The following is a 25,784-nucleotide window of genomic DNA, read 5'->3' as shown; positions in this document are numbered from 1 at the left end:
ACATTTTGTTGCATCATTTTTCCCTTATGCCCTTGACTGTGTTTACCTTTGCTACAAGTCTGATTGTGGCGTCATTATCATTAGTGTTCTTACCTGATTTTATGCTTATCACAGGAAAAACCATGTTGTGGTGCAATGGTATCCTAAGCTTTGTCACGGGGTGTTTATACTGGTTCAAAAAATGGGGTTTCGCTCGCATTGGGCTACATTTGAATATTCTGATATTGGCATTGGGTTACAGTCATTCCTTTGCGTTGGATTTATTGCATCAAGCTGAGAAAATCGCAGTGAGAAAACAGACCTTATCCTTCACCATTGAAGAAATCCTACATCAGCAGGAATATCAAACGCTCATCGTCAGCGCTGCATTAGAAGCTGGGGAAAAACCACAGCGGATTTTTCTTAATTGGAAAGCGAAAGAGAAACCTTTTTTAGGCGAACGTTGGCAAGGGGTTGTTGCACTGCGTCCCCTTTCTGCCCGATTAAATTTTGGCGGTTTTGATCGCCAGCAGTGGTATTTTTCTAAAAGGGTGATTGCCACTGGAAGTTTAAAAAGTGCGGTTAAAATTGACGATGATTTTTCATGGCGAGAGAAAAAATTACAACAGGCGCTTAAACAAACCGAGGATTTATCATCACAAGGGTTATTGATGGCGTTAGCCTTTGGTGAAAGAGCATGGTTAGACAACAGCCGTTGGCAGGTTTATCGGCAAACCAATACAGCCCATTTAATTGCGATTTCGGGGTTACATATCGGGTTGGCAATGGGGGGCGGATTTTTACTGATGCGTATCGTGCAATTTTTTCTGCCCTCAAGGCTGATTTCTCCTTTTCTCCCTTTGTTATGTGGTGTGATTTTTGCCGCTTTCTATGCCTATCTTGCCGGTATCAGCCTGCCCACTTTTCGAGCGATTTCCGCATTGGTACTGGTTTTGGGGCTTCAACTTTCCCGAAACTATTATTCGCCTTTCCGACTTTTTATTTGCGTTGTGGCTTTTCTTTTATTTTGCGATCCACTCATGCCGCTTTCTACAAGTTTTTGGCTTTCTATCGGGGCGGTAGGTTGCTTGATTATTTGGTATCGTTATGTACCACTTTCCTTATTTCAATGGCAATATCGTCCTTTTTCTCGACCTTTTTCTAGAAAAGTGCGGTGGATTTTAGGGATATTTCATTTACAGTTTGGCTTGTTATTATTGTTTACCCCACTGCAAATCTACTTATTTAATGGTGTTTCATTAAATGGTTTTTTGGCTAATTTTATTGCCGTTCCCTTATACAGTTTTTTCCTCATCCCTTTGATTTTGTTTGCGGTGTTAACAAATGGTGCATTCTCTTCTTGGCAATGGGCAAATAGCCTTGTGGAGTGGGTGACACAAATTCTTGCTTTTTTTCAAGGCTATTGGTTCAGCGTTTCTCTCAATCTCTCCTTTATTGTCACTGCACTGGCAGCTTGCTTTTTTCTTCTCTTCATTCATTTTCTTTATCGTGAAAAAGCAACTATTCCGCAAATGGGCATCACTCAATCCGCACAATTTTTTACCCTGAGCAGCCATCATGGGTTATCTCCGTTTGAGAAAAAACAGGCAATAGGGGGAGCAACGGTGATCATAGTTTTATCTTTGCTGACAGTGGCGATACGGCAATATAGCAAACCCATTTGGCAGTTAGATACCTTAGATGTCGGGCAGGGGTTAGCCACCTTGATTGTCAAAAATGGTCGAGGGATTTTGTACGATAGTGGGGCAGCATGGAAAAGCGGGACGATGGCAGCGTTGGAAATTTTGCCCTACTTACAGCGTGAAGGCATTGTGTTGGATAGATTAATATTAAGCCATGACGATAACGATCATTCAGGCGGAGCAAAGGCGATATTACAGCGTTTTCCCCATATCCCATTAACCAGCCCTTCGGAAAAAAACTATGGCGAAACTGACCGCACTTTTTGTGTGGCAGGCAATGCATGGGAATGGCAAGGTATCCGCTTTCAAGTGTTATCTCCGCAAAAGTCGGTAAAACGGGCGGATAATCCGGATTCGTGCGTGATTTTTCTGGATGACGGCAAATATAAAGTTTTGCTGACCGGTGATGCAGAAATTCAAAATGAACGGATTTTTGCCCGCACTTTAGGGAAAATTGATGTGCTACAAGTAGGGCATCATGGCAGTAAAACTTCCACCGGTGAGGTGTTGCTTTCTCATACCAAGCCTACTCTTGCAATAATTTCAAGTGGACGTTGGAACCCTTGGCAATTTCCTCATCAAGCCGTCATTGCACGTCTTAAACGCCATCAAAGTCATATTGAAAATACCGCCATATCAGGACAAATTCGGGTGAGCTTTTACCAAAAACAGTGGAAAATCGATCGGGCAAGAACGGCTTTTTCACCTTGGTATGTGCGAGTGATTGGATTATCAACAGAATAAAAGGTACAATGCGACGAATTTTTTTCGGAAGATAATGATTATGCAAGATCAAAAAATGCAAGATAAAGACCTCTCCACAATGCAAACTTTCAAGCGTTTGTGGCCAATGATTAAGCCTTTCAAATCAGGATTAGTGGTAGCGGCAGTGGCACTTGTGCTCAATGCGTTAGCGGATTCTGGCTTAATTTATTTATTAAAACCCTTACTTGATGAGGGATTTGGTAAAACAGATCATTCTTTTTTGAAAACCATGGCCTTTGTTGTGGTAGGAATGATTTTTTTGCGTGGATTGAGTAGCTTTATCTCCAACTATTGTTTGGCTTGGGTGTCCGGCAAAGTGGTGATGACAATGCGTCGCCGATTATTTAAACATTTGATGTTTATGCCGGTCAGCTTTTTTGATCGTCACCCTGCAGGAAAATTGCTTTCCCGAATTACCTATGATTCCGAAATGATCGCCAATTCTTCTTCCAATTCCTTAGTCACTATTGTGCGGGAAGGGGCGTATATTCTTTCCTTACTTGCCGTGATGTTTTACACCAGCTGGGAATTAACCTTGGTGCTGTTTGTGATCGGGCCGATTATCGCCGTGCTGATTCGGATTGTGTCGAAAATCTTCCGTAGACTCAGTAAAAATTTACAAGACTCCATGGGAGAACTCACTTCTACCACAGAACAAATGTTAAAAGGGCATAAAGTGGTGCTTTCTTTTGGGGGGCAGTATGTGGAAGAAGAACGTTTTAATCAGGTGAGTAACGATATGCGCCGTAAAGGGATGAAAATGGTGACCGCCGATGCGATTTCTGATCCGGTGGTGCAAATTATTGCCTCTCTTGCTTTAGCCGCCGTACTTTATTTAGCGACCACCCCGTTAATTGCTGATGATCATTTAAGTGCCGGTGCTTTTACAGTGGTGTTTTCTTCAATGCTTGCTATGATGCGTCCGCTAAAATCTTTAACGAATGTTAATGCTCAGTTTCAACGAGGCATGGCGGCTTGCCAAACCCTATTTGCCATTTTAGATTTAGAACCGGAAAAAGATAACGGGAGTTACAAAGCAGAACCGGCAAAAGGGAACTTGGAATTTAAAAATGTAAGTTTTGCTTATGAAGGGAAAGAAGAGCTTGCATTAAATAACATTTCGTTCAACATTCCGGCAGGTAAAACGGTGGCATTGGTGGGACGTTCCGGTTCAGGGAAATCCACGATTGCCAATCTGGTTACCCGTTTCTACGATATTTCACAAGGTGAAATTTTGCTTGATGGCGTGAATATTCAAGATTACCGTTTATCCAATTTGCGTCAAAATTGTGCGGTGGTTTCACAACAAGTGCATTTGTTTAACGATACGATTGCGAACAATATCGCTTATGCGGCAAAAGATAAATACACCCGTGAAGAAATTATTGCTGCTGCCAAAGCGGCTTATGCCTTAGAATTTATTGAAAAATTACCGCAAGGTTTTGATACCGTCATCGGTGAAAATGGGGCGAGTTTATCCGGTGGGCAACGCCAGCGTTTAGCCATTGCTCGGGCCTTATTGCGCAATTCTCCTGTATTAATTTTAGATGAAGCCACCTCAGCCCTTGATACGGAATCTGAAAGAGCAATTCAACTGGCACTGGATGAACTGAAAAAAGATCGTACCGTCTTGGTGATAGCGCACCGCTTATCGACAATTGAGAATGCCGACGAAATTTTAGTGATTGAACACGGCGAAATTCGTGAGCGGGGTAATCACCACGAACTGCTCGCCTTAGAGGGCGCTTATAAACAATTACATAGTATGCAGTTTAGCGGGTAATCATAGATTATTTGAGATCATAAAAGGGAGAAATCATGATGCAAATTGTGTTACCAAAGGACGACTTGTTGAAAGAGAAATCCTCTTTTTATACCGGTGAAGAACAGCATTTGCTAGAACAATTAGAAAGTGGCAAGCTTGAAACAAAACCTCATCATGAAGTGATGGAAAACTTAAAAAAGGTTCTCAACCTTGATGAGATTTGATTATCAAATTCGCTGGTATAGCATTGCTGAAAATAAATTGTTAAATCAAGCAAAATATATTTTACAGCAATCACAAAATGCCATTATTGCTGAAAATTTTTATGATGCGATAAAAAGTGAAGTGGATAAACTTTCTTTTACAACGGATATTTACCGTTTAAGAGAGAAAAAAGAAATTTCAATTTTAAATGGAAAATATCAAGTGAAATTTCTAATTGGTCGTGAGCGTGTTTATATTATTGATTTCAAATCATCAAAACAAAATTCTTATTAAATGAATAGGGATTAGTGCCTATTATGTGAGCAGGGCTTCATTATGTCTTTCTGGTACTCCAACTCAAAACTTGCTTGGCTTCTTCTGCCGTTTTCACTGTTATTTTGGTTAATTAGCCAAATTCGTGCTCTCTTGTTTTCTCTTGGGCTGAAGGCTTCCTATCGCGCCCCTAAACCGGTGGTGATTGTAGGGAATTTATCCGTTGGGGGGAACGGAAAAACACCGGTGGTGGTGTGGCTGGTGGAAGAAATAAAAAAACGGGGATTGCAGGTTGGGGTGATTTCCCGTGGTTATGGTAGCCATGCGAAAACCTATCCTTTATTGGTGACAGCAAAGACTGATCCCTTTGAGGGGGGCGATGAACCGGTTCTTATCGCACAACGTACCGGTGTGCCGGTGGTGATTTCACCGAACCGCCGACAAGCGATTGAACGACTTTTGGCACACAGTGATTGCGACATCATTATTTCCGATGACGGACTACAACATTATCAATTACAACGAGATATAGAAATTGTGGTGATGGACGCTGAACGTGCTCTTGGTAATGGCTTTGTGCTACCTGCCGGCCCTTTGCGTGAATTGCCAAGTCGGTTAAAAACCGTGGATTTTGTGATTACCAATGGCGGTAAAAATCAATATTCCGATGCGGTGATGACCTTAGTGCCTCATTATGCGATTAACTTAAAAACCAATGAAAAACGCCCTTTGAATGATTTTCAATCAGGCTCTGCCATTGCCGGTATAGGCCATCCGCCACGTTTTTTCACCATGTTGGAAAAATTAGGGATAACCCTAATACAAACCCAAAGTTTCCAAGATCATCAACATTTTAATGACTCACAATTGGAAAAATTTCCGCAAAATCAACCGCTATTTATGACAGAAAAAGATGCGGTAAAATGCCAAGCCTTTGCGCAAGAAAACTGGTGGTATGTACCGGTGGTGGCCGAAGTGGTGGAAGCGGAAAAACAAGGTGAAAACTTACCGCACTTTTGGGAAAAAATAGAAGTGCTAGTGAAACGATATAAAAAGAATGGAACGATATAAAAAGAGTGAAACGATACAAAAATAGAGGAGCGATATAAAAGTGTCTGAACCGCTTAATCCAAGATTGCTTGAAGTGATCGCCTGTCCCCGTTGTTTGGCTCGCTTGCAATATGATGCTAAAAATCAACGCTTTCTTTGTCGCTATGAACAGTTGGCTTATCCCATTGAAAACGGTGTGCCGCTGTTAGTAGCGGAAAAAGCAGAGAAGATGACGGATTAACGTTTAAATTTAAATGCCTGAGAATAGTTAAAAGTCAAAAGGAAGAGTTTATGTCATTTACTGTGATTATCCCCGCCCGTTTTGCCTCCTCCCGTTTGCCGGGGAAACCCCTTGCAGAAATTGCCGGAAAACCGATGATTCAACATGTCTTTGAAAAAGCACAGCAATCGGGGGCAAACCGTGTGATTATTGCTACGGATAACGAAAATGTTGCCTCCGTTGCACAAGGCTTTGGGGCAGAAGTTTGTTTAACATCCGAACATCATAATTCCGGAACAGAACGTTTGGCTGAAGTGGTAGAAAAACTGGCGATTTCCGATGATGAAATTATCGTCAATATTCAAGGAGATGAACCCCTTATTCCTCCTGTTATTGTTCGTCAGGTGGCGGAAAACTTAGCCAAGTTTAATGTGAATATGGCAACCCTTGCTGTGAAAATTAATGAAGCGGAAGAATTATTTAATCCGAATGTCGTCAAAGTGGTAACGGACAAAGACGGCTATGTGCTGTATTTTTCCCGTTCCGTCATTCCTTACGATCGGGATCAATTTATAGGCTTGCAAGAGATCACAAAAGCCACGTTGGCGAATGTGTATTTACGCCATATCGGTCTTTATGCTTATCGTGCCGGTTTTATTAAAAAATATGTGCAATGGTCGCCGACACAGTTAGAAAATTTAGAAAAACTGGAACAATTACGAGTGCTGTGGAATGGTGAAAAAATCCATGTGGAACTGGCAAAAGAAGTGCCGGCAGTCGGGGTGGATACGCCTGAAGATTTGGAAAAAGTGCGGTCGATTTTAACGGCGAATTAAGATGTTTGATGCAAAAAAATTTCTGACAACGGTTTCCCATGAACCGGGTGTTTATCGTATGTATGACGATAAAGATCAGGTGATTTATGTGGGAAAAGCGAAAGATTTAAAAAAGCGCCTGTCGAGCTATTTCCGTTCCAATCTCAGCAGTAAAAAAACCGAAGCCTTGGTTGCTTCCATTCATCATATTGACACCACGATCACCTCTTCTGAAACGGAAGCCTTATTGTTGGAACACAATTTCATCAAGCTTTATCAGCCCCGTTATAATGTGCTGTTGCGTGATGATAAATCCTATCCTTTTATCTTATTAACCAAAGAACATCACCCCCGTATAACGGCTTACCGAGGGGCGAAAAAAATTGCCGGTGAATATTTTGGCCCTTATCCCCATGCCGGGGCGGTGCGGGAAACCTTATCTTTGCTGCAAAAATTATTTCCGGTACGACAGTGTGAAAACTCCGTTTATAGAAATCGTTCACGCCCTTGTTTGCAATATCAAATCGGGCGTTGTTCTGCACCTTGTATTGCAGGCTATGTCACTGATGAAGACTATTCACAACAAGTGGAATTGGCACGTTTATTTTTACAAGGTAAAGATCAACAAGTGTTGGATTATTTAATTGGCAAAATGGATCAGGCTAGCCGTGAGTTGGATTTTGAGCAGGCTGCACGTTATCGGGATCAAATCCAAACAGTGCGATCGGTGATTGAAAAACAATTTGTATCGAATGAGCGGTTAGATGATATGGACATTATGTCCATTGCCTATCAACAAGGGTTGGCTTGTGTGCAAGTGATGTTTATCCGCCAGGGAAAAGTGTTGGGTAATCGGAGTTATTTCCCTAAAGTGCCGGCCAATACGGATCTTTCCGAGCTAACGGAAACCTTTGTAGGGCAATTTTATTTGCAAGGGCATCAAGGCAGAACGATTCCAAATAGCATTATTGTGGATCGCAAACTCAGGGAAAAAGCGGAATTAGAAACCCTGCTCACAGAACAAGCCGGCAGAAAAGTGATGATCCAAGAAAAAGTGAAAGGGGATAAAGGAAAATATCTGCAACTGGCACAGGTGAATGCCAAAGCCGCGCTTGCAACCCAACTCAAGCAATCCTCACGAATGGCCGAGCGTTATCAGGCATTATGCGAATTATTGGGGATGTCGGAAATTAAGCGAATGGAATGTTTTGATATTAGTCATACCATGGGAAATCAAACAGTGGCATCTTGCGTGGTATTTAATCAAGAAGGCCCATTAAAATCCGATTATCGCCGATTTAATATTGAAGGCATTACTGGGGGGGATGATTATGCCGCAATGGAGCAGGCGCTCAAAAAACGCTATGACCGTGATTTGGAAGAAGACAAAATTCCTGATGTGATCTTTATTGATGGTGGAAAAGGGCAGCTCAACCGTGCTTTGGATGTATTTCAGAATTTGAATGTAAAATGGGATAAAAATCGACCGCACTTAATTGGCGTGGCGAAAGGAGTCGATCGCCGAGCCGGGCAGGAGGTGTTGATTATCAGTAAACAACATCGTGAAATTCATTTGCCCGATGACAGTTTGGCTCTGCATTTAATCCAACATATTCGTGATGAAAGCCACCATCATGCTATTAGCGGACACCGCAAAAAACGGCAAAATGCTTTTACTCAAAGTGGCTTGGAAACCATTGAAGGGGTTGGCGCAAAACGCCGTCAAGCGCTGTTGAAATACCTTGGCGGTTTACAAGGAGTGAAAAAGGCCACATTGGATGAAATTGCCTCTGTTCCGGGAATTTCGAAAAAATTGGCAGAAACTATTTATGAAACCTTAAAAAGTTAGTTTCCTTATTGTGACCTTAGGGACGATTTTTTCAAAAATAAATAAAAAGAAATAGCGATTGATTTTCTCAATAAAGTGATTATGATCCCCACTTTTGGATTTTATAGGAACATACTATGTTGGAGTGGATTAACGATCCTGAAGCTTGGATTTCTCTTGCGACATTAACCGCACTTGAGATTGTTTTAGGGATTGATAACATTATTTTTATCAGTATCTTAGTCGGGCGTTTACCGGCTCATCAACGCCAATCAGGACGCCTTATCGGTTTATCTTTAGCCATGATCACCCGGGTTTTACTGTTGATGTCATTGGCTTGGATGATGAAATTAACTCAGCCATTATTTACCTTATTTAATCAAGAGATTTCCGGACGGGATTTAATTTTATTTTTGGGAGGATTGTTCTTAATTGTCAAAAGTATTGGTGAAATAAAAGAACAGCTCAATCCGGAGGAACATCACGAAAATGAAAATCAAAAGAAAGTAAGCTATTTAGGTGTACTTATTCAAATTGCTATATTAGATATTGTGTTCTCTCTTGATTCAGTGATTACCGCCGTAGGAATGGCGGATCATTTACCGGTGATGGTATTGGCGATTATTATTGCAGTAGGGGTGATGATGTTTGCAGCGAAACCAATTGGTGATTTTGTGGATACCCACCCAACCTTAAAAATTCTTGCTTTAGCTTTCCTTATTTTAGTGGGTGTAAGCCTCATTGCAGAAAGTTTTGATATTCATATTCCAAAAGGCTACATTTATTTTGCGATGGGATTCTCTACCATTGTGGAAATATTGAATATCCGAATGAGAGGATTAAAAAAATAGAAAATAAAAGTTGAGCCCTTTAAAAGGGCTCATTTTTTTATCTCAATTTGAGCGGTCTGTGAAAGGCGCTCATGGTTAAATCATCGGATGTTATTTTTGACGCATTGCCGGGAATAAAATCACATCACGAATGGATGGGGCATTGGCATAAAGCATCGCTAAACGGTCAATCCCTAAACCTTCACCGGCTGTTGGTGGTAAGCCGTGTTCGAGGGCTACCACAAAGTCTTCATCTTTAAACATGGCTTCATCATCACCGGCTTCTTTGGCGGCAACCTGCGCATCAAAACGTTCGTTTTGATCTTCTGCATCGTTTAATTCAGAGAAACCATTTCCAATTTCACGTCCACCAATAAAGAGTTCAAAACGATCGGTCACTTCCGGGTTTTCATCGTTACGACGTGCGAGCGGGGAAATTTCCGCCGGATGAGCCATTAAGAATGTCGGTTGAATAAGGTGGTGTTCTGCCACTTCTTCAAAAATCGCATTGACGATACTGCCTAATCCCCAAGATTTTTGCACTTCAATGCCTAAACGTTCTGCCGTGGCTTTTGCACGGTCGAAATCATATAAATCTTCTTTGACAATGCCTTTATCTGCGCCGTATTTTAGGGTGGCATCATGTAATGTAATACGCTCGAAAGGTTTACCAAAGTCGAATTCGTATTCACCGTATTTCACAATGGTTGTACCAAGAATATCAAGGGCTAATTTACGCAATAATTCTTCGGTGTTATCCATTAAATCGTGATAATCCGCATAGGCTTGATAGTATTCAAGCATCGTAAATTCCGGGTTATGGCGCACAGAAACCCCTTCGTTACGGAAATTACGGTTAAGCTCAAATACCCGTTCAAAGCCACCGACAACTAAACGTTTTAAATAAAGTTCCGGTGCAATACGCAAATACATATCTACATCAAGGGCATTGTGATGAGTGACGAAAGGACGCGCTGCCGCACCACCCGGGATGACTTGCAACATTGGGGTTTCCACTTCCATAAAACCTTTGGAAAGGAAATATTCACGAATACCGGCAACCACTTTAGAACGGATAATAAAGGTACGACGGGATTCTTCATTTGAAATTAAATCTAAGTAGCGTTGGCGATAACGTACTTCTTGGTCGGTTAAACCATGGAATTTATCCGGTAAAGGGCGGAGGGCTTTGGTTAATAACTGAACTTCCGTGGCTTTCACCGTCAGTTCGTCTGTTTTGGTTTTAAACAAAGTGCCTTTAATACCAACAATATCGCCTAAATCCCAAGTGCCGACCTCTTCTTTATAAATCCCTTCAGGAAGATTATCACGGGCGACATAAAGCTGAATTTTACCGCTCATATCCTGCAGGGTAATAAACGTGGCTTTTCCCATGGCTCGGCGGGTCATAATGCGACCAGCAACCGCCACTTCAATAGCTTTTTCTTTTAGGGTTTCGCTCTCTTCACTATCGTATTTATCGTGTAAGTCTTGCGCGAGCGCATCACGACGGAATTGGTTTGGAAATGCATTGCCTTTGGCGCGTAATGCCGCTAATTTTTCACGGCGTACTAACATTTCGCCGTTTAGGTCTAATTCTTTGACTTCTTGTTCTGACATTTTTGTTTACCTTAGTAAATTTTTAACATTAAAAATAGGAGTGAAAATGACCGCACTTTTACAATCCGGCTTTTAAACTGGCTTCAATAAAGCGATCTAAATCACCGTCTAGTACCGCTTGGGTATTGCGGTTTTCTACGCCGGTGCGTAAATCTTTGATACGGGAATCATCCAGCACATAGGAACGAATTTGGCTTCCCCAGCCGATATCGGATTTATTATCTTCCATAGCTTGTTTATCGGCATTTTTCTTTTGCAATTCCAATTCATACAACTTCGCTTTAAGTTGTTTCATGGCTTGATCTTTATTTTTGTGTTGGGAACGATCATTTTGGCATTGCACCACAATACCGCTTGGCATATGGGTAATTCGCACCGCACTCTCGGTTTTGTTCACATGCTGACCACCCGCACCGGAGGCACGATAAACATCAATACGCAAATCCGCCGGGTTGATTTCAATATCAATATCATCATCAATTTCAGGATAGACGAAAGCTGCACTAAAAGAGGTATGGCGGCGGTTATTGGAATCAAAAGGGCTTTTACGCACCAAACGATGAATACCGGTTTCTGTTCGTAACCAACCGAAAGCATATTCACCTGTCACTTTGACGGTGGCAGATTTCAATCCGGCGACATCACCGTCTGAAACTTCCATTAATTCGGTTTTAAAGCCTTTGCTTTCCGCCCAACGCAAATACATTCGCAACAACATTTCTGTCCAGTCTTGCGCTTCTGTGCCGCCGGAGCCGGCTTGCAAATCGATATAGCAATCGCAGGCATCGTGTTCGCCACTAAACATACGGCGAAACTCTAATTTCTCAAGTTGTTGTTCAAGTTCGGTTAATTCCGATACGGCTTCATTAAAGGTTTCTTCATCTTCCGCTTCCACGGCAAGTTCGAGTAAACCGTCCACATCTTCTAAACCTTGTTCCAAATGTTTAATGGTATTGACAACTTGTTCAAGAGAAACCCGCTCTTTCCCTAACCCTTGGGCTTTGTCGGGATCGTTCCAGACATCGGGTTGCTCTAATTCGGCATTGACTTCTTCTAATCGCTCAACCTTGGCATCGAAGTCAAAGATACCCCCTAAGCAGCGTGGTGCGTTCGGCAAGGTCGGTGATTTTATTTTTTACAGGATTTATTTCAAACATAATCAATTGAGTTTATTCACAATTTGGCGGATTATATGCTATTTTCGGATTTTTGGGTAGCGAGGCTTGCACAAATTGGCAATCTCTTTATAATTTTAAACTTTCTTGTTAAGTGAATTTAGGAATAAAAAATGAATAAAATTTTGACCGCACTTTTATGTGGTATTACGCTCAATGCGATGGCAGATGATGTAGCAATTCAAAGCCGACTAAAAGCTCTTGGCGCAAAGCAGATTGAGATTAAAAATTCGCCTGTTGCCGGTATTAAAACCGCGGTGACCGATGAAGGTATTATTTATGTGACAGAAGATGGAAAATATGCCTTTCAAGGGAAACTTTATGAATTAACGAACAAAGGCCCGGTGGATGTTTCAGGCAAGCTATTAATGGATAAACTGAATGCTTATAAAAACGAAATGATCGTTTATCCAGCAAAAAATGAAAAACATGTTGTCACCGTGTTTATGGATATTACCTGCCATTATTGCCATTTATTACATCAACAGGTGCAGGCCTATAATGATTTGGGGATTACCGTACGTTATTTGGCTTTCCCTCGTGCCGGTATGAACACGGAAACGGCAAAACAAATGGAAGCGATTTGGACGGCAAAAGATCCCGTATTTGCACTGAATGAAGCGGAAAAAGGCAACTTACCAAAATCGCTGAAAACACCAAATATCGTGAAAAAACATTATGAATTAGGGGTTCAATTCGGTGTACGGGGTACACCAAGTATCGTGACCTCAACCGGCGAAGTGATTGGCGGCTATTTAAAACCTGCAGATTTACTCGCAGCCTTGGAAGAATAAAACGAAGAGAGAAGGTGGGGTAATCCCCACCGATTTTTTTACTGTATTACATTTGTTATCGTTGTGAATAAATTCATCAAACGCCGAGAAGTGCCAAAAGGAAATTCCGTTAGTGAAAATGCCTTGTTAGATCGTCTTTATCGGGCCCGTCATATTCAACATCCTCAAGAATTAGATCGTACCTTGAAATCCATGCTTAACCCGAATCGCCTATACGGTATTGAGCAAGGGGTCGATTTACTGGTTAAAGCCTACCAAACTCAGCAAAAAATTGTCATTGTCGGGGATTTTGATGCCGATGGGGCAACCAGTACAGCGTTGTCGGTGTTAGCCCTACGACAGCTTGGCTTTCAGAATGTGGATTATTTAGTACCGAACCGTTTTGAACAGGGCTACGGATTGAGTGTTCCCGTGGCGGAAATGGCACGAGAAAAAGGTGTAGAACTGTTGATGACGGTCGATAACGGTGTGTCTTCTTTTGAGGGCGTGGCGTTTTTAAAAGAAAAAGGCGTGCAAGTGTTGGTGACGGATCACCATTTACCGCCGGAATGTTTACCGCCTGCCGATGCGATAGTCAACCCTAATCTTGCCCAATGCGGTTTTCCCTCAAAATCCCTTGCTGGGGTGGGGGTTGCCTTTTATTTAATGCTGGCGTTGCGGGCAAAATTTCGTGAAATGGGTATTTTTAATGAGAAAACCCAACCTAATTTCAGCGAATTACTCGATCTTGTTGCATTAGGAACAGTGGCAGATGTTGTGCCGCTGGATCAAAATAATCGTATTTTAGTACACCAAGGGTTGATGCGTATTCGGGCGAAATATTGCCGTCCGGGCATTATCGCTTTAGCCGAAGTGGCAAACCGCAACCTTGAGCAAATGTCAGCAAGCGATCTTGGGTTTTCCATTGCCCCTCGTTTAAACGCCGCAGGGCGATTGGATAATATGTTGCTTGGTGTTGAATTATTGCTTGCTGAAGATATGCAAAAGGCGCGTGAATTGGCATTAGATTTAGATCAACTCAATCAAACCCGTAAAGAAATTGAAGCGGGAATGAAACTGGAAGCCATGGAAATTTGCCGAAATTTGACCGCACTTTACAATGAGTCGCCAATGGGAATCGTCCTTTATCAAGCGGATTGGCATCAAGGTGTATTGGGGATCGTTTCTTCCCGCTTGAAAGATTTGTATCATCGTCCGGTGATTGCCTTTGCTCAAGATAGTGAGGGAATTTTAAAAGGATCGGCCCGTTCTATTGAAGGATTACATATACGGGATCTCTTAGAACGAATTCACTCCCAACATCCAGAGATGATTTTAAAATTTGGTGGCCATGCGATGGCGGCGGGGTTGAGTATTCGAGAAGAGGGTTTTTCAACCTTTCAGCAAGTTTTTAATCAAACAGTGGCAGATTGGTTGGGCGAAGCGCATTTACAGCAGGTGATTTGGACAGACGGCGAATTAGAAGCTAAAGAGTTCATCCTTGAAACTGCGGAACTATTGCACTCTTCCGGCCCTTGGGGACAAGCTTTTCCCGAGCCTTGCTTTGACGGTGAATTTAACATTTTAGAACAGCGTGCCATTGGGCAAAATCAAAATCATCTCAAAATGTTAATTGAACCCAAACAAGGTGGCCCACTTTTAGATGCGATTGCCTTTAACATTGATACAAGATTATATCCTGATTTATCCATTAAACAGGCCCGTTTAGCTTATCAGCTGGATATCAATGAATTTCGTGGTCATCGTAGTGTGCAATTGCGAGTGAATTATATTGAGCCTATCGATGATTAAAAAAATGACAGTCTGGCGAGGGCGTTGGTTAAGCCTATTAGGCATTGCCCAATTGAGTGTTGCCACAGCCAATCCGAAAGATTTTTCTGTGCAAAACCAACCCCATTTGCCTTCAGCGGATACGATAAAATTTGAAGACGGTAGGGATTATTTTTCTTATCGAGAAGCGATAGCACAGCCTGTGCGTGCGGATAACAAAACCCTGATCCAGTTCTTTTTTGACTACGATTGCCGGGTATGCTCATCTGCACAGGATATTTTGGCGTTGTATAGCCAAATTCGTGCCGATAAAATTCTTTTGGAAGAATACCCGGTCGCCACCGTTGATAATCCCTTTAGTGCGAAAGTGTTTTACACATTAAAAGCATTGAACGCCAATGAATTATCGGATGCATTGTTGTTTGAAACTTCAGAAAAATCCCGTTATGTGGAGCTGAGTTCATTGCCCAATATCTTAAACTGGGTCGAGGAAAAAGGGCTGGATAAAACCGGTTTTATGGAAGCCCAACATTCTGCTGAGGTCAAAAAACAAGTCCAACAGGCCATTCAATTAACGGAAGAATATGGTGTGTTTACCTACCCTTATGTGGTTGTGGGGGGGAAATATGTGCTAACCGCAAGCACGCTTTATAATGACGATTATAGTGTGGCAGTGCTGGATTATTTAGTGAATAAATTAGAAAAGGAGCAGAGAAAATGAAAATCGGTATCGTAGGGGCGATGGCGCAAGAAGTTGAGATTTTGAGCGGGTTAATGACCGAAAAAACACAAACCTGTGTCGCAAGTGCGGTCATTTTTGAAGGTAAAATTAACGGAAAAGCGGTGGCATTATTACAATCCGGCATTGGTAAAGTGGCGGCAGCCTTAGGTACAACCGCATTGTTGCAATTGGCAAAACCCGATGTGGTAATCAATACCGGTTCTGCCGGTGGCGTGGCAAAGGGGTTAAAAGTCGGGGATATTGTGATTTCCGATGAAACCCGTTACCACGATGTCGATGTCACCGCATTTGGCTATGAAAAAGGGCAATTACCGGCAAATCCTGCGGCATTTTTATCGGATAAAAAATTAGCGGATCTGGCGCAAAATGTGGCTGAAGCACAAGGTCAATCCGTGAAACGGGGGCTGATTTGTTCCGGTGACAGTTTTATTCACAGTGAACAAAAACTTTCAGAAATCAAAAATGATTTTCCTCAGGTCACTGCTGTTGAAATGGAAGCTACTGCCATTGCACAAGTCTGTCATGCGTTTAATGTGCCTTTCGTTGTGGTTCGTGCTATTTCGGATAGCGGAGATGGGGAGGCGAGTTTGTCTTTTGAGGAGTTTTTACCTTTGGCGGCAAGACAATCCTCGGCATTGGTTTTAGGTATGTTAGATAAATTATAGGATTGATTATGGGCATTATTATTACCGTTGATGGGCCAAGTGGTGCAGGCAAAGGCACATTATGCTATGCCTTGGCAGAAAAGTTAGACTATGCCTTGTTAGATAGTGGCGCAATTTATCGTGTCACAGCGTTAGCTGCATTAAAAAGTGCGGTTGATCTGAAAGATGAATTGGCATTGGCTGAATTAGCCCGTCATTTGGATATCCAATTTGTTCCGCAAAATGGGGAAGTGCATATTTTCCTTAATGGGGAAAACGTCAGTCATCTTATCCGTACACAAGAGGTCGCGGATGCGGCCTCCCAAGTGGCTGTTTTTCCGCAGGTTCGAGCCGCTTTATTACAGCTTCAACAAGATTTTGCCCAAAATGAAGGATTAATTGCCGATGGGCGTGATATGGGAACGGTGGTCTTTCCTCAGGCACAAGTGAAACTCTTTTTAGATGCCAGCGCAGAAGAACGTGCAAAAAGACGCTATAAACAGTTGCAAAGCAAGGGAATTAGTGGTAACTTTGCGCAGATTTTAGCCGAGATAAAGGAACGTGATTTTCGTGATAGAAATCGTGAAATTGCCCCCCTTAAACCGGCAGAAGATGCGTTGTTGCTTGATAGCACGACATTAACTATTGATGAAGTGATAAGCCAAGCACTCGGTTATATTCAACAGCGTATCAATCCTTAACCCTGTTTATTCAAGGATGAATAAACGTTTGTTCTCAACCCCACATCTTAGGGATTAAATGTGGATGTTATTAACTTTTAAAGAAGATTATTTATATGTCAGAATCTTTTGCTCAACTTTTTGAAGAATCATTAAAAGGCCTTGAAACCCGTCAAGGTTCAATCGTTAACGGTACTGTCGTCGCTATCCAAAAAGGTTTCGTCCTTGTTGATGCCGGTTTGAAATCTGAATCTGCAATTCCTGTGGCAGAATTTTTAAATGCACAGGGTGAGCTTGATATTCAAGTTGGTGATACGGTGAATGTTGCTTTAGATGCGGTGGAAGACGGTTTCGGTGAAACTAAACTTTCTCGTGAAAAAGCAGTACGCCACGAATCTTGGATTGAGTTAGAAAAAGCATACGAAGAAAAAGCGACCGTTATCGGTTTAATCAACGGTAAAGTGAAAGGCGGTTTCACAGTTGAGTTAAACGGTGTTCGTGCGTTCTTACCGGGTTCTTTAGTGGATACCCGTCCTGCTCGTGATGCGGATCACTTACTAGGTAAAGAATTAGAATTCAAAGTGATCAAATTAGATCAAAAACGTAACAACGTGGTCGTTTCCCGTCGTGCGGTGATTGAATCTGAAAACAGTCAAGAACGTGAGCAAGTGTTAGAAAACCTTGCAGAAGGTTCAGAAGTTAAAGGTATCGTTAAAAACTTAACAGACTACGGTGCATTCGTTGATTTAGGTGGCGTTGACGGTTTATTACATATCACAGATATGGCTTGGAAACGTGTTAAACACCCAAGTGAAATCGTGAACGTGGGTGATGAAGTTACCGTTAAAGTATTAAAATTCGATAAAGATCGTACCCGTGTTTCTTTAGGCTTAAAACAATTAGGTCAAGATCCTTGGGTGGCTATCGCGGAAAATCATCCGGTAAACAGCAAATTAACCGGTAAAGTGACCAACTTAACAGACTATGGCTGTTTCGTTGAAATCTTAGATGGTGTTGAAGGTTTAGTTCACGTTTCTGAAATGGATTGGACAAACAAAAATATTCATCCGTCTAAAGTGGTAAGCTTAGGCGATACTGTTGAAGTGATGGTATTAGAGATTGATGAAGAACGTCGTCGTATCTCTTTAGGCTTAAAACAATGCAAACCAAATCCATGGACTCAATTTGCAGAAACCCACAATAAAGGTGATAAAGTAACCGGTAAAATCAAATCTATCACTGATTTCGGTATCTTCATCGGTCTTGAAGGTGGAATTGACGGTTTAGTTCATTTATCTGATATTTCTTGGAATGTATCAGGTGATGAAGCTGTTCGTAACTACAAAAAAGGTGACGAAGTTTCTGCCGTTGTATTAGCTGTGGATGCGGTGAAAGAGCGTATTTCTTTAGGTATTAAACAACTTGAAGAAGATCCATTCAATAACTTCATTGCTATCAACAAAAAAGGTGCAGTAGTATCTGCAACTGTTGTTGAAGCCGATGCCAAAGGTGCTAAAGTTGAATTAGTTGGTGGTGCAGAAGGTTATATCCGTGCTGCAGATTTAACTGATGAAGTGGCAGCCGGTGATGTGATTGAAGCGAAATATACCGGCGTTGATCGCAAAGCTCGTATCGTTCACTTATCTGTTAAAGCGAAAGATCAAGCTGAAGAAGCAGCCGCAGTAGCCAATGTGAATAACAAGCAAGAAGAAGTGGCTATTCCAAATGCAATGGCTGAAGCTTTCAAAGCAGCTAAAGGCGAATAATTGATAGGTTGTAGGCTGGGCAAGTCCCAGCCTTATTTTTTAGGATTTATTGATAATTGATGAGTAATATTATGAATTATCAATATTTCTTACAAAAAACATGATTGGAAGTAAAGGAGAAGCAGAGTGACGAAATCAGAGCTCATTGAAAATTTATCGAGAAAGCATCCTTCTTTATCTACAAAAGAAGTTGAAGCCATTGTGAAAGATATTTTAGAACTTCTTTCACACTCATTAGAAGAAGCAAATCGGGTGGAAATTCGAGGCTTTGGTACATTTTCCCTTCATTATCGCCAACCTCGTATTGGGAGAAACCCTAAAACTGGCGATTCTGTCAAATTAGAGGCAAAATGTGTGCCCCATTTCAAAGCAGGAAAGTCGCTTAAAGAAAGGGTGGATATCTTTTCCTAGACATGATGAAATAGCGACACATCCGTGTCGTTTTTCATAGGTAATTAGGGCATAGTTTAAGAAAATTTTGAAGGATTGTATTATGATTAAATATATTTTTGGATTTATTATTGCACTTGCTATTATTTTGGTGGCGATTACCGTTGGTGCGAATAATGATCAAGTGATCACATTCAATTATATTGTGGCCGAAAGCCAATTTCAGCTTTCAACATTAGTGGCGATCCTCTTTGGTTTAGGGTTGATTTTAGGTTGGTTTATTACCGGTTTTTTCTATTTAAAGCTCAAATTAAAAAATATGTCGCTGAATCGCCAAATTAAACGTCAGAGCTTACAAATTAGTGAATTAACTTCTGTCCGTGAGAAAACTAAGGCGGAATAATGCTTGAATTACTCTTTCTGCTTTTGCCTATTGCTGCTGCCTATGGTTGGTATATGGGGCAGCGTAGTGCAAAGAAAGATCAGGAAGATATGAGTAATAAACTTTCCCGTGATTATGTCACGGGTGTGAATTTTTTACTTTCTAACCAAACCGATAAAGCGGTTGATTTGTTTTTGGATATGCTTCAGAAGCAGGAAGCCGAAAATGAAATAGAAAGCCACTCCCAATTTGAAGCAGAGCTTACGCTTGGCAATTTATTCCGTTCTCGTGGTGAAGTTGATCGGGCGCTTCGTATCCATCAGGCGTTAGATCGCAGTCCTAATTATTCTTTTGAACAGAAACTTCTCGCAAAACAACAGCTGGCTCGTGATTTTATGACGGTCGGTTTTTTTGACCGCTCAGAAAGCCTTTATATTTTATTAGTGGATGAACCTGAATTCGCAGAAAATGCCCTACAACAGCTTTTGGTCATTTACCAAAAAACCAAAGAATGGAAAAAAGCGGTTAATATTGCAGAAAAATTAGCGAAAATCAGACCGCTTGAGAATAATGTTGAGCTGGCACAATGCTATTGTGAATATGCAGAAAGTTTAAGTGCGGAAAGTGCGGTTGAAAAACGCAGTATTTTACAAAATGCACTTCAAGTTTCTTCAAGCTGTGTCAGAGCCTCAATATTGCTGGCCAATCTCGATATCAGCGAAAACGCCTATCAGCAGGCGATTAACCGATTAGAAAATGTGCTTTATCAGAATTCTGATTATATTGGTGAAGTGCTACCTACCTTAAAATCTTGCTATAAAGCATTAAATCAACTCGATAATTTTGAACTGTTTTTAATTCGAGCAGAGCAAACCGTTAAAAATGATGAAGTGGATTTAGCCCTTGCAAAATTAATTGAAGAAAAAGATGGAAAATCAGGGGCACAAGCCAAGCTTTATCAACAATTAACCAAAAATCCAAGTACCCTTATTTTCTATCATTTTATCCAGTATCAAATTGATGATGCAGAAGAAGGTCGAGGTAAAGAAAGCCTTATCTTGCTCCATAAAATGGTGGGAGAGCGTATTAAACAAAGTGCGGCTTATCGCTGTTCAAATTGCGGTTATCAGGTGCATAAACTCCTTTGGAATTGCCCATCTTGCCGCCATTGGGAAACCATTAAGCCATTATCCATCTAACTAGACAGAATAAAGAAAGACACAGAGAGGTAAATTATGACGAGCAAAGTGATTGTTGCCCTGGATTATGAAACGGAAGCCGAAGCCCTTGCGTTAGTTGATCAAATTGATCCAAGCTTGTGCCGTTTGAAAGTTGGCAAAGAAATGTTTACCACATTAGGCACAAATTTTGTTAAACAACTCCATCAGCGTGATTTTGATGTTTTCCTTGATTTAAAATTCCACGATATTCCAAATACCGTGGCACGCGCCGTTCGTTCTGCTGCCGATTTAGGTGTATGGATGGTGGATGTGCATGCCAGTGGCGGGCTGAAAATGATGGAAGAGGCGAAAAAAATTCTTGAACCTTATGGAAAAGATGCCCCATTGTTAATTGCGGTTACTGTGTTAACCAGCATGGAAGATTTAGATTTACTTCAAATTGGTATTAATGCCTCCCCAATGGAACAGGTTTTACGTCTTGCACATTTAACGCAACGAGCAGGGTTAGACGGTGTGGTCTGTTCACCACAAGAAGTGGAAATTTTACGCAATAGTTGTGGTGCTGATTTTAAATTAATCACTCCGGGAATTCGTCCAATAGGGGCGGATTTTGGCGATCAACGCCGAGTGATGACCCCGGCGGCAGCCATTCGCTCAGGATCGGATTATCTGGTGATTGGACGACCAATTACACAAGCGGAAAATCCGGCAGAGGTGCTTCGTTCTATTAATGCTTCTATTGCCCAACCATGATGTCTGATTCAGTTCTGGTTTATTCCACAGAAAGTGGGCGAATTAAAGAAGAAAAAGCACAGCCATCAAGACCAAAAGGCGATGGCATTGTGCGTATTCAACGCCAAACCAGTGGTCGAAAAGGGGCGGCGGTTTCGGTGATTAGCGGATTAGATTTAGCAGATGAAGAATTGAAAAAACTGGCAACAGCACTCAAAAAACGCTGTGGTACAGGCGGTTCGGTAAAAAACGGTAGTATTGAAATTCAAGGCGAAAAGCGAGATTTACTCAAACAATTACTGGAAGAAAAGGGCTTCACCGTTAAACTGGTCGGCGGTTAGGAAAAGAAAAATCCATCTTTATTAAAGATGGATTTTTTATCGCTAATTAATGAAGGTAGGCAACGAGAATTGCCCCAACAAAGCTTACCAGAGCAAGTAATAAAAATATCGGATTGGCTTTTATCACTTTTTTGCCGAAGAATTTTGCAGCAAAGACAACATACAAAATCAGCAGACAAAGTTTGATAACAAGCCAAGCCTCTAATTCAAAAGGCAATAGAAAAAACAGGCTTAAACCACTAACAATTAAAAGGGTATCAGACAAGTGCGGTAAAATTTTCAATAATTTTATCGCTCGCCAATCTCTCCCGGCTAATTGCATTCCTCCACGAACGATCAAAAGCCCTAAACTTAAAAAAGCAAATAAAATGTGTAAAGAAATTAACATAATCACTCCCAATGTTTATTGAAGAAAAGTGCGGTTAATTTTGACCGCACTTTTTCGTTTTACTTCGCAATACGCTTATATTTCATACGATGTGGTTGTAAGGCTTCAGCGCCAAAGGTTTTCTTTTTCCATTCCTCATAGTCTGAGAAGTTGCCTTCGTAGAAGGTGACTTTACCTTCATCGCCGTAGTCTAAAATATGGGTTGCAATACGATCTAAGAACCAGCGGTCGTGGGAAATCACCATGGCACAGCCCGGGAATTCCAAAATCGCATTTTCTAATGCACGCAAGGTTTCTACATCAAGATCATTGGTCGGTTCATCCAGTAAGAGAACATTCCCCCCAGCTTGCAATAGCTTGGCTAAATGTAAACGCCCACGTTCACCACCTGAGAGTTCACCCACCCGTTTTTGTTGATCAACCCCTTTGAAGTTGAAACGCCCTACATAGGCACGGCTTGGAATTTCAAAGTTACCAATAGTGAGAATATCCTGCCCGTTTGACACTTCTTCCCAGACGGTCTTCTTATCATCCATGGCATCACGGAATTGATCCACCGAAGCTAACACAACGGTTTCTCCCATGGTGATAGAACCGCTATCCGGCTTTTCTTGCCCTGAAAGCATACGGAATAAGGTGGATTTACCCGCTCCGTTCGCCCCAATAATTCCCACGATAGCCCCTTTAGGGATTGAGAATGAAAGGTTATCAATCAAAGTGCGATCACCATAAGATTTTGTGAGGTTTTGCACTTCGATCACTTTATCACCTAAACGAGGGCCAGGTGGGATAAAGAGTTCGTTGGTTTCATTACGTTTTTGATATTCACCGGAATTAAGCTCTTCAAAACGTGCCATACGCGCTTTGCTTTTCGCTTGGCGACCTTTCGGATTTTGGCGAACCCATTCCAATTCTTTCTCAATGGATTTTTGACGGGCAGATTCTGCCGCTTGTTCTTGGGCAAGGCGTTTTTCTTTTTGTTCTAACCAAGAAGAATAGTTTCCTTCCCACGGGATACCCTCACCACGGTCAAGCTCTAAAATCCAACCGGCAACGTTATCTAAGAAATAACGGTCATGGGTAATGGCAACGACTGTGCCTTCGTAATCATGGAGGAAACGCTCTAACCACGCCACGGATTCCGCATCCAAATGGTTGGTTGGCTCATCTAACAATAGCATATCCGGTTTTTCTAACAAGAGGCGACAAAGTGCTACACGGCGACGTTCCCCTCCGGATAGATGCTCAATTTTAGCATCCCAATCAGGCAAGCGTAGCGCATCGGCAGCACGCTCAAGCTGATTATCTAAATTATGTCCATCTTGTGCCTGAATAATGGCTTCCAATTCCGCTTGCTCGGCGGCAAGTTTATCAAAATCCGCATCAGGATCGGCATAAAGGGCATACACTTCATCAAGGCGGGTTAGTGCATTTTTCACTTCAAATACCGCTTCTTCCACCGCTTCACGCACGGTTTGTTGTGGCTCAAGTTTAGGCTCTTGTGGCAGATAGCCGATTTTAATCCCCGGTTGTGGGCGGGCTTCCCCTTCAATGTCTTTATCAATCCCCGCCATAATGCGAAGTAAAGTGGATTTCCCTGCGCCATTTAAGCCAAGCACCCCGATTTTTGCACCAGGGAAAAAGCTTAAAGAAATATCTTTTAAAATATGCCGTTTCGGTGGAACAACTTTCCCGACACGGTGCATAGTGTAAACAAATTGTGATGACATAATTGTCCTTTACTGACGAGTTAAAAAAGTGCGGTCATTTTACTTGATGTTTTTGAAATAAGCCAATTGGAAGGCAAAAAAAACCACCCGAATCGGGTGGTAGGAAAGTAGTTTAGCTATATTTATGATTATTTTATTTAGGAACTTTATGAATATCAAGCAATCACTTGACGGAGTGGATAGTACATAAAACCTCTTCAAAAATAAAACCTAATCTTATTGTTTGTTGATGTAGGTCAATAAATTTCGATGAATTATTTGTTTTTGTTTATAAAACAAACGTTGTTTAGAATTTTTTTGTCTATGCTAGAATGATCCTTCTTTTTGTTGAGGGCTAAACGTGAAAAAATTATTTTTCCTTTTTTTATTCTATACAGGGGCGGTTGTAGCCCATCCCCACGCCTTTATTGAAATGCAAACCCAGCCCCTAGTGGTACAAAATCAATTAGTCGGATTTTCGATGAAATGGACGTTAGATGAACCCAGTTCATCAGCCGTGTTATATGATATGAAACAGGCTGGCGGGGAAGTGGCAAAACAACAATTGTTAGATGAGGTGATGAATAATGTTGTCAATGAACATTATTTCAGTTATTTCTTCGATAAAAATAACAATAAAATCAAATATAAAAAACAGGTAAAAAATTATGGTGTGAACATAAAAGGAATGCGTGTTCAATATTATTTTGATTTTCTTCTTGCCGAACCTCAATCATTACAAGATAACCAATGGACACTGATGACCTATGATCGCACCTATTATGTTTCGATGTATTATCCTGAGGACAAAAGTGCGGTCGATTTTTCCACACTTCCGAAAAATTGTCAGGGAAAGGTTGAGATGCCTCAAGTGGATGAAAAAATACAATCTTATGCCGCCTCTTTGGATAAAACCCAAAAAGATGAAGATGATTCTTTAGGGGTGATATTTGCCCAAAAAGTGAATATTCAATGTGAGTAAATGATGAAACCGCTTTTTCCGTTCAAATGGCTCATTATTTTAGTGTTGGCACTGGTGGGGATCTTCTGGTTTTTCCCTTGGGTTTTTGTACATGTAGTGGTGTGGCAACAGCGGTTTAATCAACTGATTTCTAACAATCTTCAGGCTATTTTGCAACATTCCACTTCAGCCGGGATAGCATTAATTGGTGTGAGCTTTCTTTATGGAGTATTACACACCCTCGGGCCGGGACACGGAAAGTTCATTATTGCCGGTTACTTATCTACACATGAAACGGAACTCAAACAAAGTGTAAAACTCAGCCTATTGTCCTCATTGATGCAAGGCATTGTGGCAATTACGGTTACCTCAGTTTTGGTTGTCATACTCAATCTTTCCTCCCAATATTTCAAATTAAGCCAATTGTGGTTAGAACGCAGTGCATTGATACTATTAATGGGGTTAGGCTGCTATTGGATTTACCAAGGCATTCGTAAGCCAATGGGTTTTCGTATTAAATCTGTTCAGATGATACCTTTGCCATTACAAAGTGCGGTTAAAATCAACCGCACTTTAAAGGCAGATTGTGGTTGTGGGCATCAACATTTGCCGAATGCGATTCAATTAAAGCAAGCGGATAGTTGGAAAAGCCAATGTTTGGTGATAATGAGTATCGGTTTACGCCCTTGCAGTGGGGCGATATTTGTGCTTTTCCTCGCCTATATGCTCGATCTTTTCATCTGGGGAATTTTTGCGACCCTTGCGATGTCTTTAGGAACGGGGCTGATGCTGACTTGTTTTGCGATGCTTGTACGTTATGCCAAAAAAGCGAGCATTCGGATTGGACAATGGTATGGCGCAAAAGCATTAAAGCAATATAGTGGGCGGGGGGTAAAAATCATTGCAGGTAGCATTATGCTCTTTTTTGCGATCAGTTTGTTTTATGGCACAACGCTTGACGTCAGTGGTGGGGCAGTGTTGTTTGGAAGATAAAAGCGTAAACCTCTTTGTTTACGCTTAAGTTTGAGTTGTGATGGCGGTTATCTTTGTATTAACTTATTTCCCCACCAAGACATC

26 protein-coding genes are annotated in these 25,784 nt (G+C 41.5%); 22 read left to right on the top strand and 4 right to left on the bottom strand.

From position 1 onward, the window contains the following. Positions 1-26 precede the first annotated feature (26 nt). From BKK48_RS01255 to BKK48_RS01220, 9 genes are all read left to right on the top strand, one after another. The gene (locus BKK48_RS01255; protein ID WP_077426407.1) at positions 27-2,426 is read left to right on the top strand and encodes a DNA internalization-related competence protein ComEC/Rec2; all 2,400 of its coding nucleotides are present in this window, start codon (positions 27-29) and stop codon (positions 2,424-2,426) included. Between the two features lie 40 nt (positions 2,427-2,466). Next, a complete protein-coding gene (gene msbA / locus BKK48_RS01250) occupies positions 2,467-4,230 on the top strand; it encodes a lipid A ABC transporter ATP-binding protein/permease MsbA (RefSeq protein WP_077426498.1) in 1,764 nt (587 codons plus the stop codon). Between the two features lie 35 nt (positions 4,231-4,265). Beyond that, entirely contained in the window at positions 4,266-4,436 is a 171-nt protein-coding gene (locus BKK48_RS09930; RefSeq protein ID WP_158074348.1) for a hypothetical protein, read from the top strand. Beyond that, on the top strand, positions 4,426-4,710 hold the full coding sequence (locus BKK48_RS01245; RefSeq protein ID WP_077426406.1) for a plasmid stabilization protein: 285 nt from the start codon (positions 4,426-4,428) through the stop codon (positions 4,708-4,710). The genes BKK48_RS09930 and BKK48_RS01245 overlap by 11 nt, the downstream gene beginning before the upstream one ends. A 42-nt stretch (positions 4,711-4,752) precedes the next feature. After that, on the top strand, positions 4,753-5,760 hold the full coding sequence (gene lpxK / locus BKK48_RS01240) for a tetraacyldisaccharide 4'-kinase (RefSeq protein WP_077426405.1): 1,008 nt from the start codon (positions 4,753-4,755) through the stop codon (positions 5,758-5,760). Positions 5,761-5,800: 40 nt separating this feature from the next. Beyond that, entirely contained in the window at positions 5,801-5,980 is a 180-nt protein-coding gene (locus tag BKK48_RS01235) for a Trm112 family protein (protein WP_077426404.1), read from the top strand. A 50-nt stretch (positions 5,981-6,030) separates the two neighbouring features. Continuing rightward, the gene (gene kdsB, locus BKK48_RS01230; protein ID WP_077426403.1) at positions 6,031-6,795 is read left to right on the top strand and encodes a 3-deoxy-manno-octulosonate cytidylyltransferase; all 765 of its coding nucleotides are present in this window, start codon (positions 6,031-6,033) and stop codon (positions 6,793-6,795) included. A 1-nt stretch (position 6,796) separates the two neighbouring features. Beyond that, entirely contained in the window at positions 6,797-8,623 is a 1,827-nt protein-coding gene (uvrC, locus tag BKK48_RS01225) for an excinuclease ABC subunit UvrC (protein ID WP_077426402.1), read from the top strand. Positions 8,624-8,739: 116 nt separating this feature from the next. Continuing rightward, complete coding sequence (locus BKK48_RS01220) at positions 8,740-9,453, top strand: TerC family protein (RefSeq protein ID WP_077426401.1); 714 nt, start codon at positions 8,740-8,742, stop codon at positions 9,451-9,453. Positions 9,454-9,543: 90 nt separating this feature from the next. Here the strand turns inward: BKK48_RS01220 and lysS are convergent, their stop codons facing one another. Both lysS and prfB read right to left on the bottom strand, forming a co-directional pair. Next, complete coding sequence (lysS, locus tag BKK48_RS01215; protein ID WP_077426400.1) at positions 9,544-11,052, bottom strand: lysine--tRNA ligase; 1,509 nt, start codon at positions 11,050-11,052, stop codon at positions 9,544-9,546. Between the two features lie 58 nt (positions 11,053-11,110). Beyond that, positions 11,111-12,209 (bottom strand): peptide chain release factor 2 gene (gene prfB, locus BKK48_RS01210; protein WP_143538735.1). Its coding sequence is split into 2 segments (ribosomal slippage): positions 11,111-12,133 and positions 12,135-12,209, totalling 1,098 coding nucleotides; the frame shifts between segments, so codons are not numbered across the junction. Positions 12,210-12,340: 131 nt separating this feature from the next. Here prfB and dsbC point away from each other — a divergent pair. From dsbC to yciH, 11 genes are all read left to right on the top strand, one after another. Further along, a complete protein-coding gene (gene dsbC, locus BKK48_RS01205) occupies positions 12,341-13,021 on the top strand; it encodes a bifunctional protein-disulfide isomerase/oxidoreductase DsbC (RefSeq protein ID WP_077426399.1) in 681 nt (226 codons plus the stop codon). A gap of 63 nt (positions 13,022-13,084) precedes the next feature. Continuing rightward, a complete protein-coding gene (gene recJ / locus BKK48_RS01200; RefSeq protein ID WP_077426398.1) occupies positions 13,085-14,812 on the top strand; it encodes a single-stranded-DNA-specific exonuclease RecJ in 1,728 nt (575 codons plus the stop codon). Positions 14,813-14,816: 4 nt separating this feature from the next. Next, the gene (locus BKK48_RS01195) at positions 14,817-15,512 is read left to right on the top strand and encodes a thiol:disulfide interchange protein DsbA/DsbL (protein WP_143538733.1); all 696 of its coding nucleotides are present in this window, start codon (positions 14,817-14,819) and stop codon (positions 15,510-15,512) included. Next, positions 15,509-16,198: a 5'-methylthioadenosine/adenosylhomocysteine nucleosidase gene (locus BKK48_RS01190; RefSeq protein ID WP_077426396.1), complete on the top strand. Its 690-nt coding sequence runs from the start codon at positions 15,509-15,511 to the stop codon at positions 16,196-16,198. The genes BKK48_RS01195 and BKK48_RS01190 overlap by 4 nt, the downstream gene beginning before the upstream one ends. Before the next feature lie 8 nt (positions 16,199-16,206). Further along, positions 16,207-16,878: a (d)CMP kinase gene (gene cmk, locus BKK48_RS01185; protein ID WP_077426395.1), complete on the top strand. Its 672-nt coding sequence runs from the start codon at positions 16,207-16,209 to the stop codon at positions 16,876-16,878. Between the two features lie 95 nt (positions 16,879-16,973). Beyond that, positions 16,974-18,623, top strand: coding sequence for a 30S ribosomal protein S1 (gene rpsA / locus BKK48_RS01180; protein ID WP_077426394.1), 1,650 nt, complete (start codon positions 16,974-16,976; stop codon positions 18,621-18,623). A 126-nt stretch (positions 18,624-18,749) separates the two neighbouring features. Next, positions 18,750-19,034 carry an integration host factor subunit beta gene (locus BKK48_RS01175; RefSeq protein ID WP_077426393.1) on the top strand — a complete coding sequence of 95 codons (285 nt, stop codon included), beginning with the start codon at positions 18,750-18,752 and terminating at the stop codon, positions 19,032-19,034. A gap of 82 nt (positions 19,035-19,116) precedes the next feature. Continuing rightward, the gene (locus BKK48_RS01170; protein ID WP_077426392.1) at positions 19,117-19,416 is read left to right on the top strand and encodes a LapA family protein; all 300 of its coding nucleotides are present in this window, start codon (positions 19,117-19,119) and stop codon (positions 19,414-19,416) included. Continuing rightward, the gene (gene lapB / locus BKK48_RS01165; protein WP_077426391.1) at positions 19,416-20,594 is read left to right on the top strand and encodes a lipopolysaccharide assembly protein LapB; all 1,179 of its coding nucleotides are present in this window, start codon (positions 19,416-19,418) and stop codon (positions 20,592-20,594) included. Before BKK48_RS01170 ends, lapB begins: the two co-directional genes overlap by 1 nt. A gap of 36 nt (positions 20,595-20,630) precedes the next feature. After that, entirely contained in the window at positions 20,631-21,329 is a 699-nt protein-coding gene (pyrF, locus tag BKK48_RS01160) for an orotidine-5'-phosphate decarboxylase (RefSeq protein WP_077426390.1), read from the top strand. Beyond that, on the top strand, positions 21,329-21,649 hold the full coding sequence (gene yciH, locus BKK48_RS01155; RefSeq protein WP_077426497.1) for a stress response translation initiation inhibitor YciH: 321 nt from the start codon (positions 21,329-21,331) through the stop codon (positions 21,647-21,649). The genes pyrF and yciH overlap by 1 nt, the downstream gene beginning before the upstream one ends. A 46-nt stretch (positions 21,650-21,695) precedes the next feature. On the opposite strand, the gene BKK48_RS01150 is transcribed toward yciH, so the two are convergent. Both BKK48_RS01150 and ettA read right to left on the bottom strand, forming a co-directional pair. Beyond that, positions 21,696-22,037, bottom strand: coding sequence for a SirB2 family protein (locus tag BKK48_RS01150; protein ID WP_077426389.1), 342 nt, complete (start codon positions 22,035-22,037; stop codon positions 21,696-21,698). A 59-nt stretch (positions 22,038-22,096) separates the two neighbouring features. Next, entirely contained in the window at positions 22,097-23,767 is a 1,671-nt protein-coding gene (gene ettA, locus BKK48_RS01145; RefSeq protein WP_077426388.1) for an energy-dependent translational throttle protein EttA, read from the bottom strand. Between the two features lie 340 nt (positions 23,768-24,107). Between ettA and zevA the strand changes: the two genes are divergently transcribed. Beyond that, positions 24,108-24,728: a zinc transporter binding subunit ZevA gene (gene zevA / locus BKK48_RS01140; RefSeq protein ID WP_077426387.1), complete on the top strand. Its 621-nt coding sequence runs from the start codon at positions 24,108-24,110 to the stop codon at positions 24,726-24,728. A 3-nt stretch (positions 24,729-24,731) separates the two neighbouring features. Continuing rightward, the gene (gene zevB, locus BKK48_RS01135) at positions 24,732-25,700 is read left to right on the top strand and encodes a zinc transporter permease subunit ZevB (protein WP_077426496.1); all 969 of its coding nucleotides are present in this window, start codon (positions 24,732-24,734) and stop codon (positions 25,698-25,700) included. The last annotated feature ends 84 nt before the right edge of the window (positions 25,701-25,784 follow it).

Source organism: Rodentibacter heidelbergensis (assembly GCF_002000125.1).
Lineage (GTDB): Bacteria > Pseudomonadota > Gammaproteobacteria > Enterobacterales > Pasteurellaceae > Rodentibacter > Rodentibacter heidelbergensis.
This window is presented reverse-complemented; position numbering and strand designations above follow the sequence as displayed.

Bases quoted from the DNA above. Each gene is read 5' to 3' on its own strand.
- BKK48_RS01255 (WP_077426407.1), top strand. From the start codon at position 27: ATGCCCTTGACTGTGTTTACCTTTGCTACAAGTCTGATTGTGGCGTCA.
- msbA (WP_077426498.1), top strand. From the start codon at position 2,467: ATGCAAGATCAAAAAATGCAAGATAAAGACCTCTCCACAATGCAAACT.
- BKK48_RS09930 (WP_158074348.1), top strand. From the start codon at position 4,266: ATGATGCAAATTGTGTTACCAAAGGACGACTTGTTGAAAGAGAAATCC.
- BKK48_RS01245 (WP_077426406.1), top strand. From the start codon at position 4,426: ATGAGATTTGATTATCAAATTCGCTGGTATAGCATTGCTGAAAATAAA.
- lpxK (WP_077426405.1), top strand. From the start codon at position 4,753: ATGTCTTTCTGGTACTCCAACTCAAAACTTGCTTGGCTTCTTCTGCCG.
- kdsB (WP_077426403.1), top strand. From the start codon at position 6,031: ATGTCATTTACTGTGATTATCCCCGCCCGTTTTGCCTCCTCCCGTTTG.
- uvrC (WP_077426402.1), top strand. From the start codon at position 6,797: ATGTTTGATGCAAAAAAATTTCTGACAACGGTTTCCCATGAACCGGGT.
- BKK48_RS01220 (WP_077426401.1), top strand. From the start codon at position 8,740: ATGTTGGAGTGGATTAACGATCCTGAAGCTTGGATTTCTCTTGCGACA.
- lysS (WP_077426400.1), bottom strand. From the start codon at position 11,052: ATGTCAGAACAAGAAGTCAAAGAATTAGACCTAAACGGCGAAATGTTA.
- dsbC (WP_077426399.1), top strand. From the start codon at position 12,341: ATGAATAAAATTTTGACCGCACTTTTATGTGGTATTACGCTCAATGCG.
- BKK48_RS01195 (WP_143538733.1), top strand. From the start codon at position 14,817: ATGACAGTCTGGCGAGGGCGTTGGTTAAGCCTATTAGGCATTGCCCAA.
- BKK48_RS01190 (WP_077426396.1), top strand. From the start codon at position 15,509: ATGAAAATCGGTATCGTAGGGGCGATGGCGCAAGAAGTTGAGATTTTG.
- cmk (WP_077426395.1), top strand. From the start codon at position 16,207: ATGGGCATTATTATTACCGTTGATGGGCCAAGTGGTGCAGGCAAAGGC.
- rpsA (WP_077426394.1), top strand. From the start codon at position 16,974: ATGTCAGAATCTTTTGCTCAACTTTTTGAAGAATCATTAAAAGGCCTT.
- BKK48_RS01170 (WP_077426392.1), top strand. From the start codon at position 19,117: ATGATTAAATATATTTTTGGATTTATTATTGCACTTGCTATTATTTTG.
- lapB (WP_077426391.1), top strand. From the start codon at position 19,416: ATGCTTGAATTACTCTTTCTGCTTTTGCCTATTGCTGCTGCCTATGGT.
- pyrF (WP_077426390.1), top strand. From the start codon at position 20,631: ATGACGAGCAAAGTGATTGTTGCCCTGGATTATGAAACGGAAGCCGAA.
- yciH (WP_077426497.1), top strand. From the start codon at position 21,329: ATGTCTGATTCAGTTCTGGTTTATTCCACAGAAAGTGGGCGAATTAAA.
- BKK48_RS01150 (WP_077426389.1), bottom strand. From the start codon at position 22,037: ATGTTAATTTCTTTACACATTTTATTTGCTTTTTTAAGTTTAGGGCTT.
- ettA (WP_077426388.1), bottom strand. From the start codon at position 23,767: ATGTCATCACAATTTGTTTACACTATGCACCGTGTCGGGAAAGTTGTT.
- zevB (WP_077426496.1), top strand. From the start codon at position 24,732: ATGAAACCGCTTTTTCCGTTCAAATGGCTCATTATTTTAGTGTTGGCA.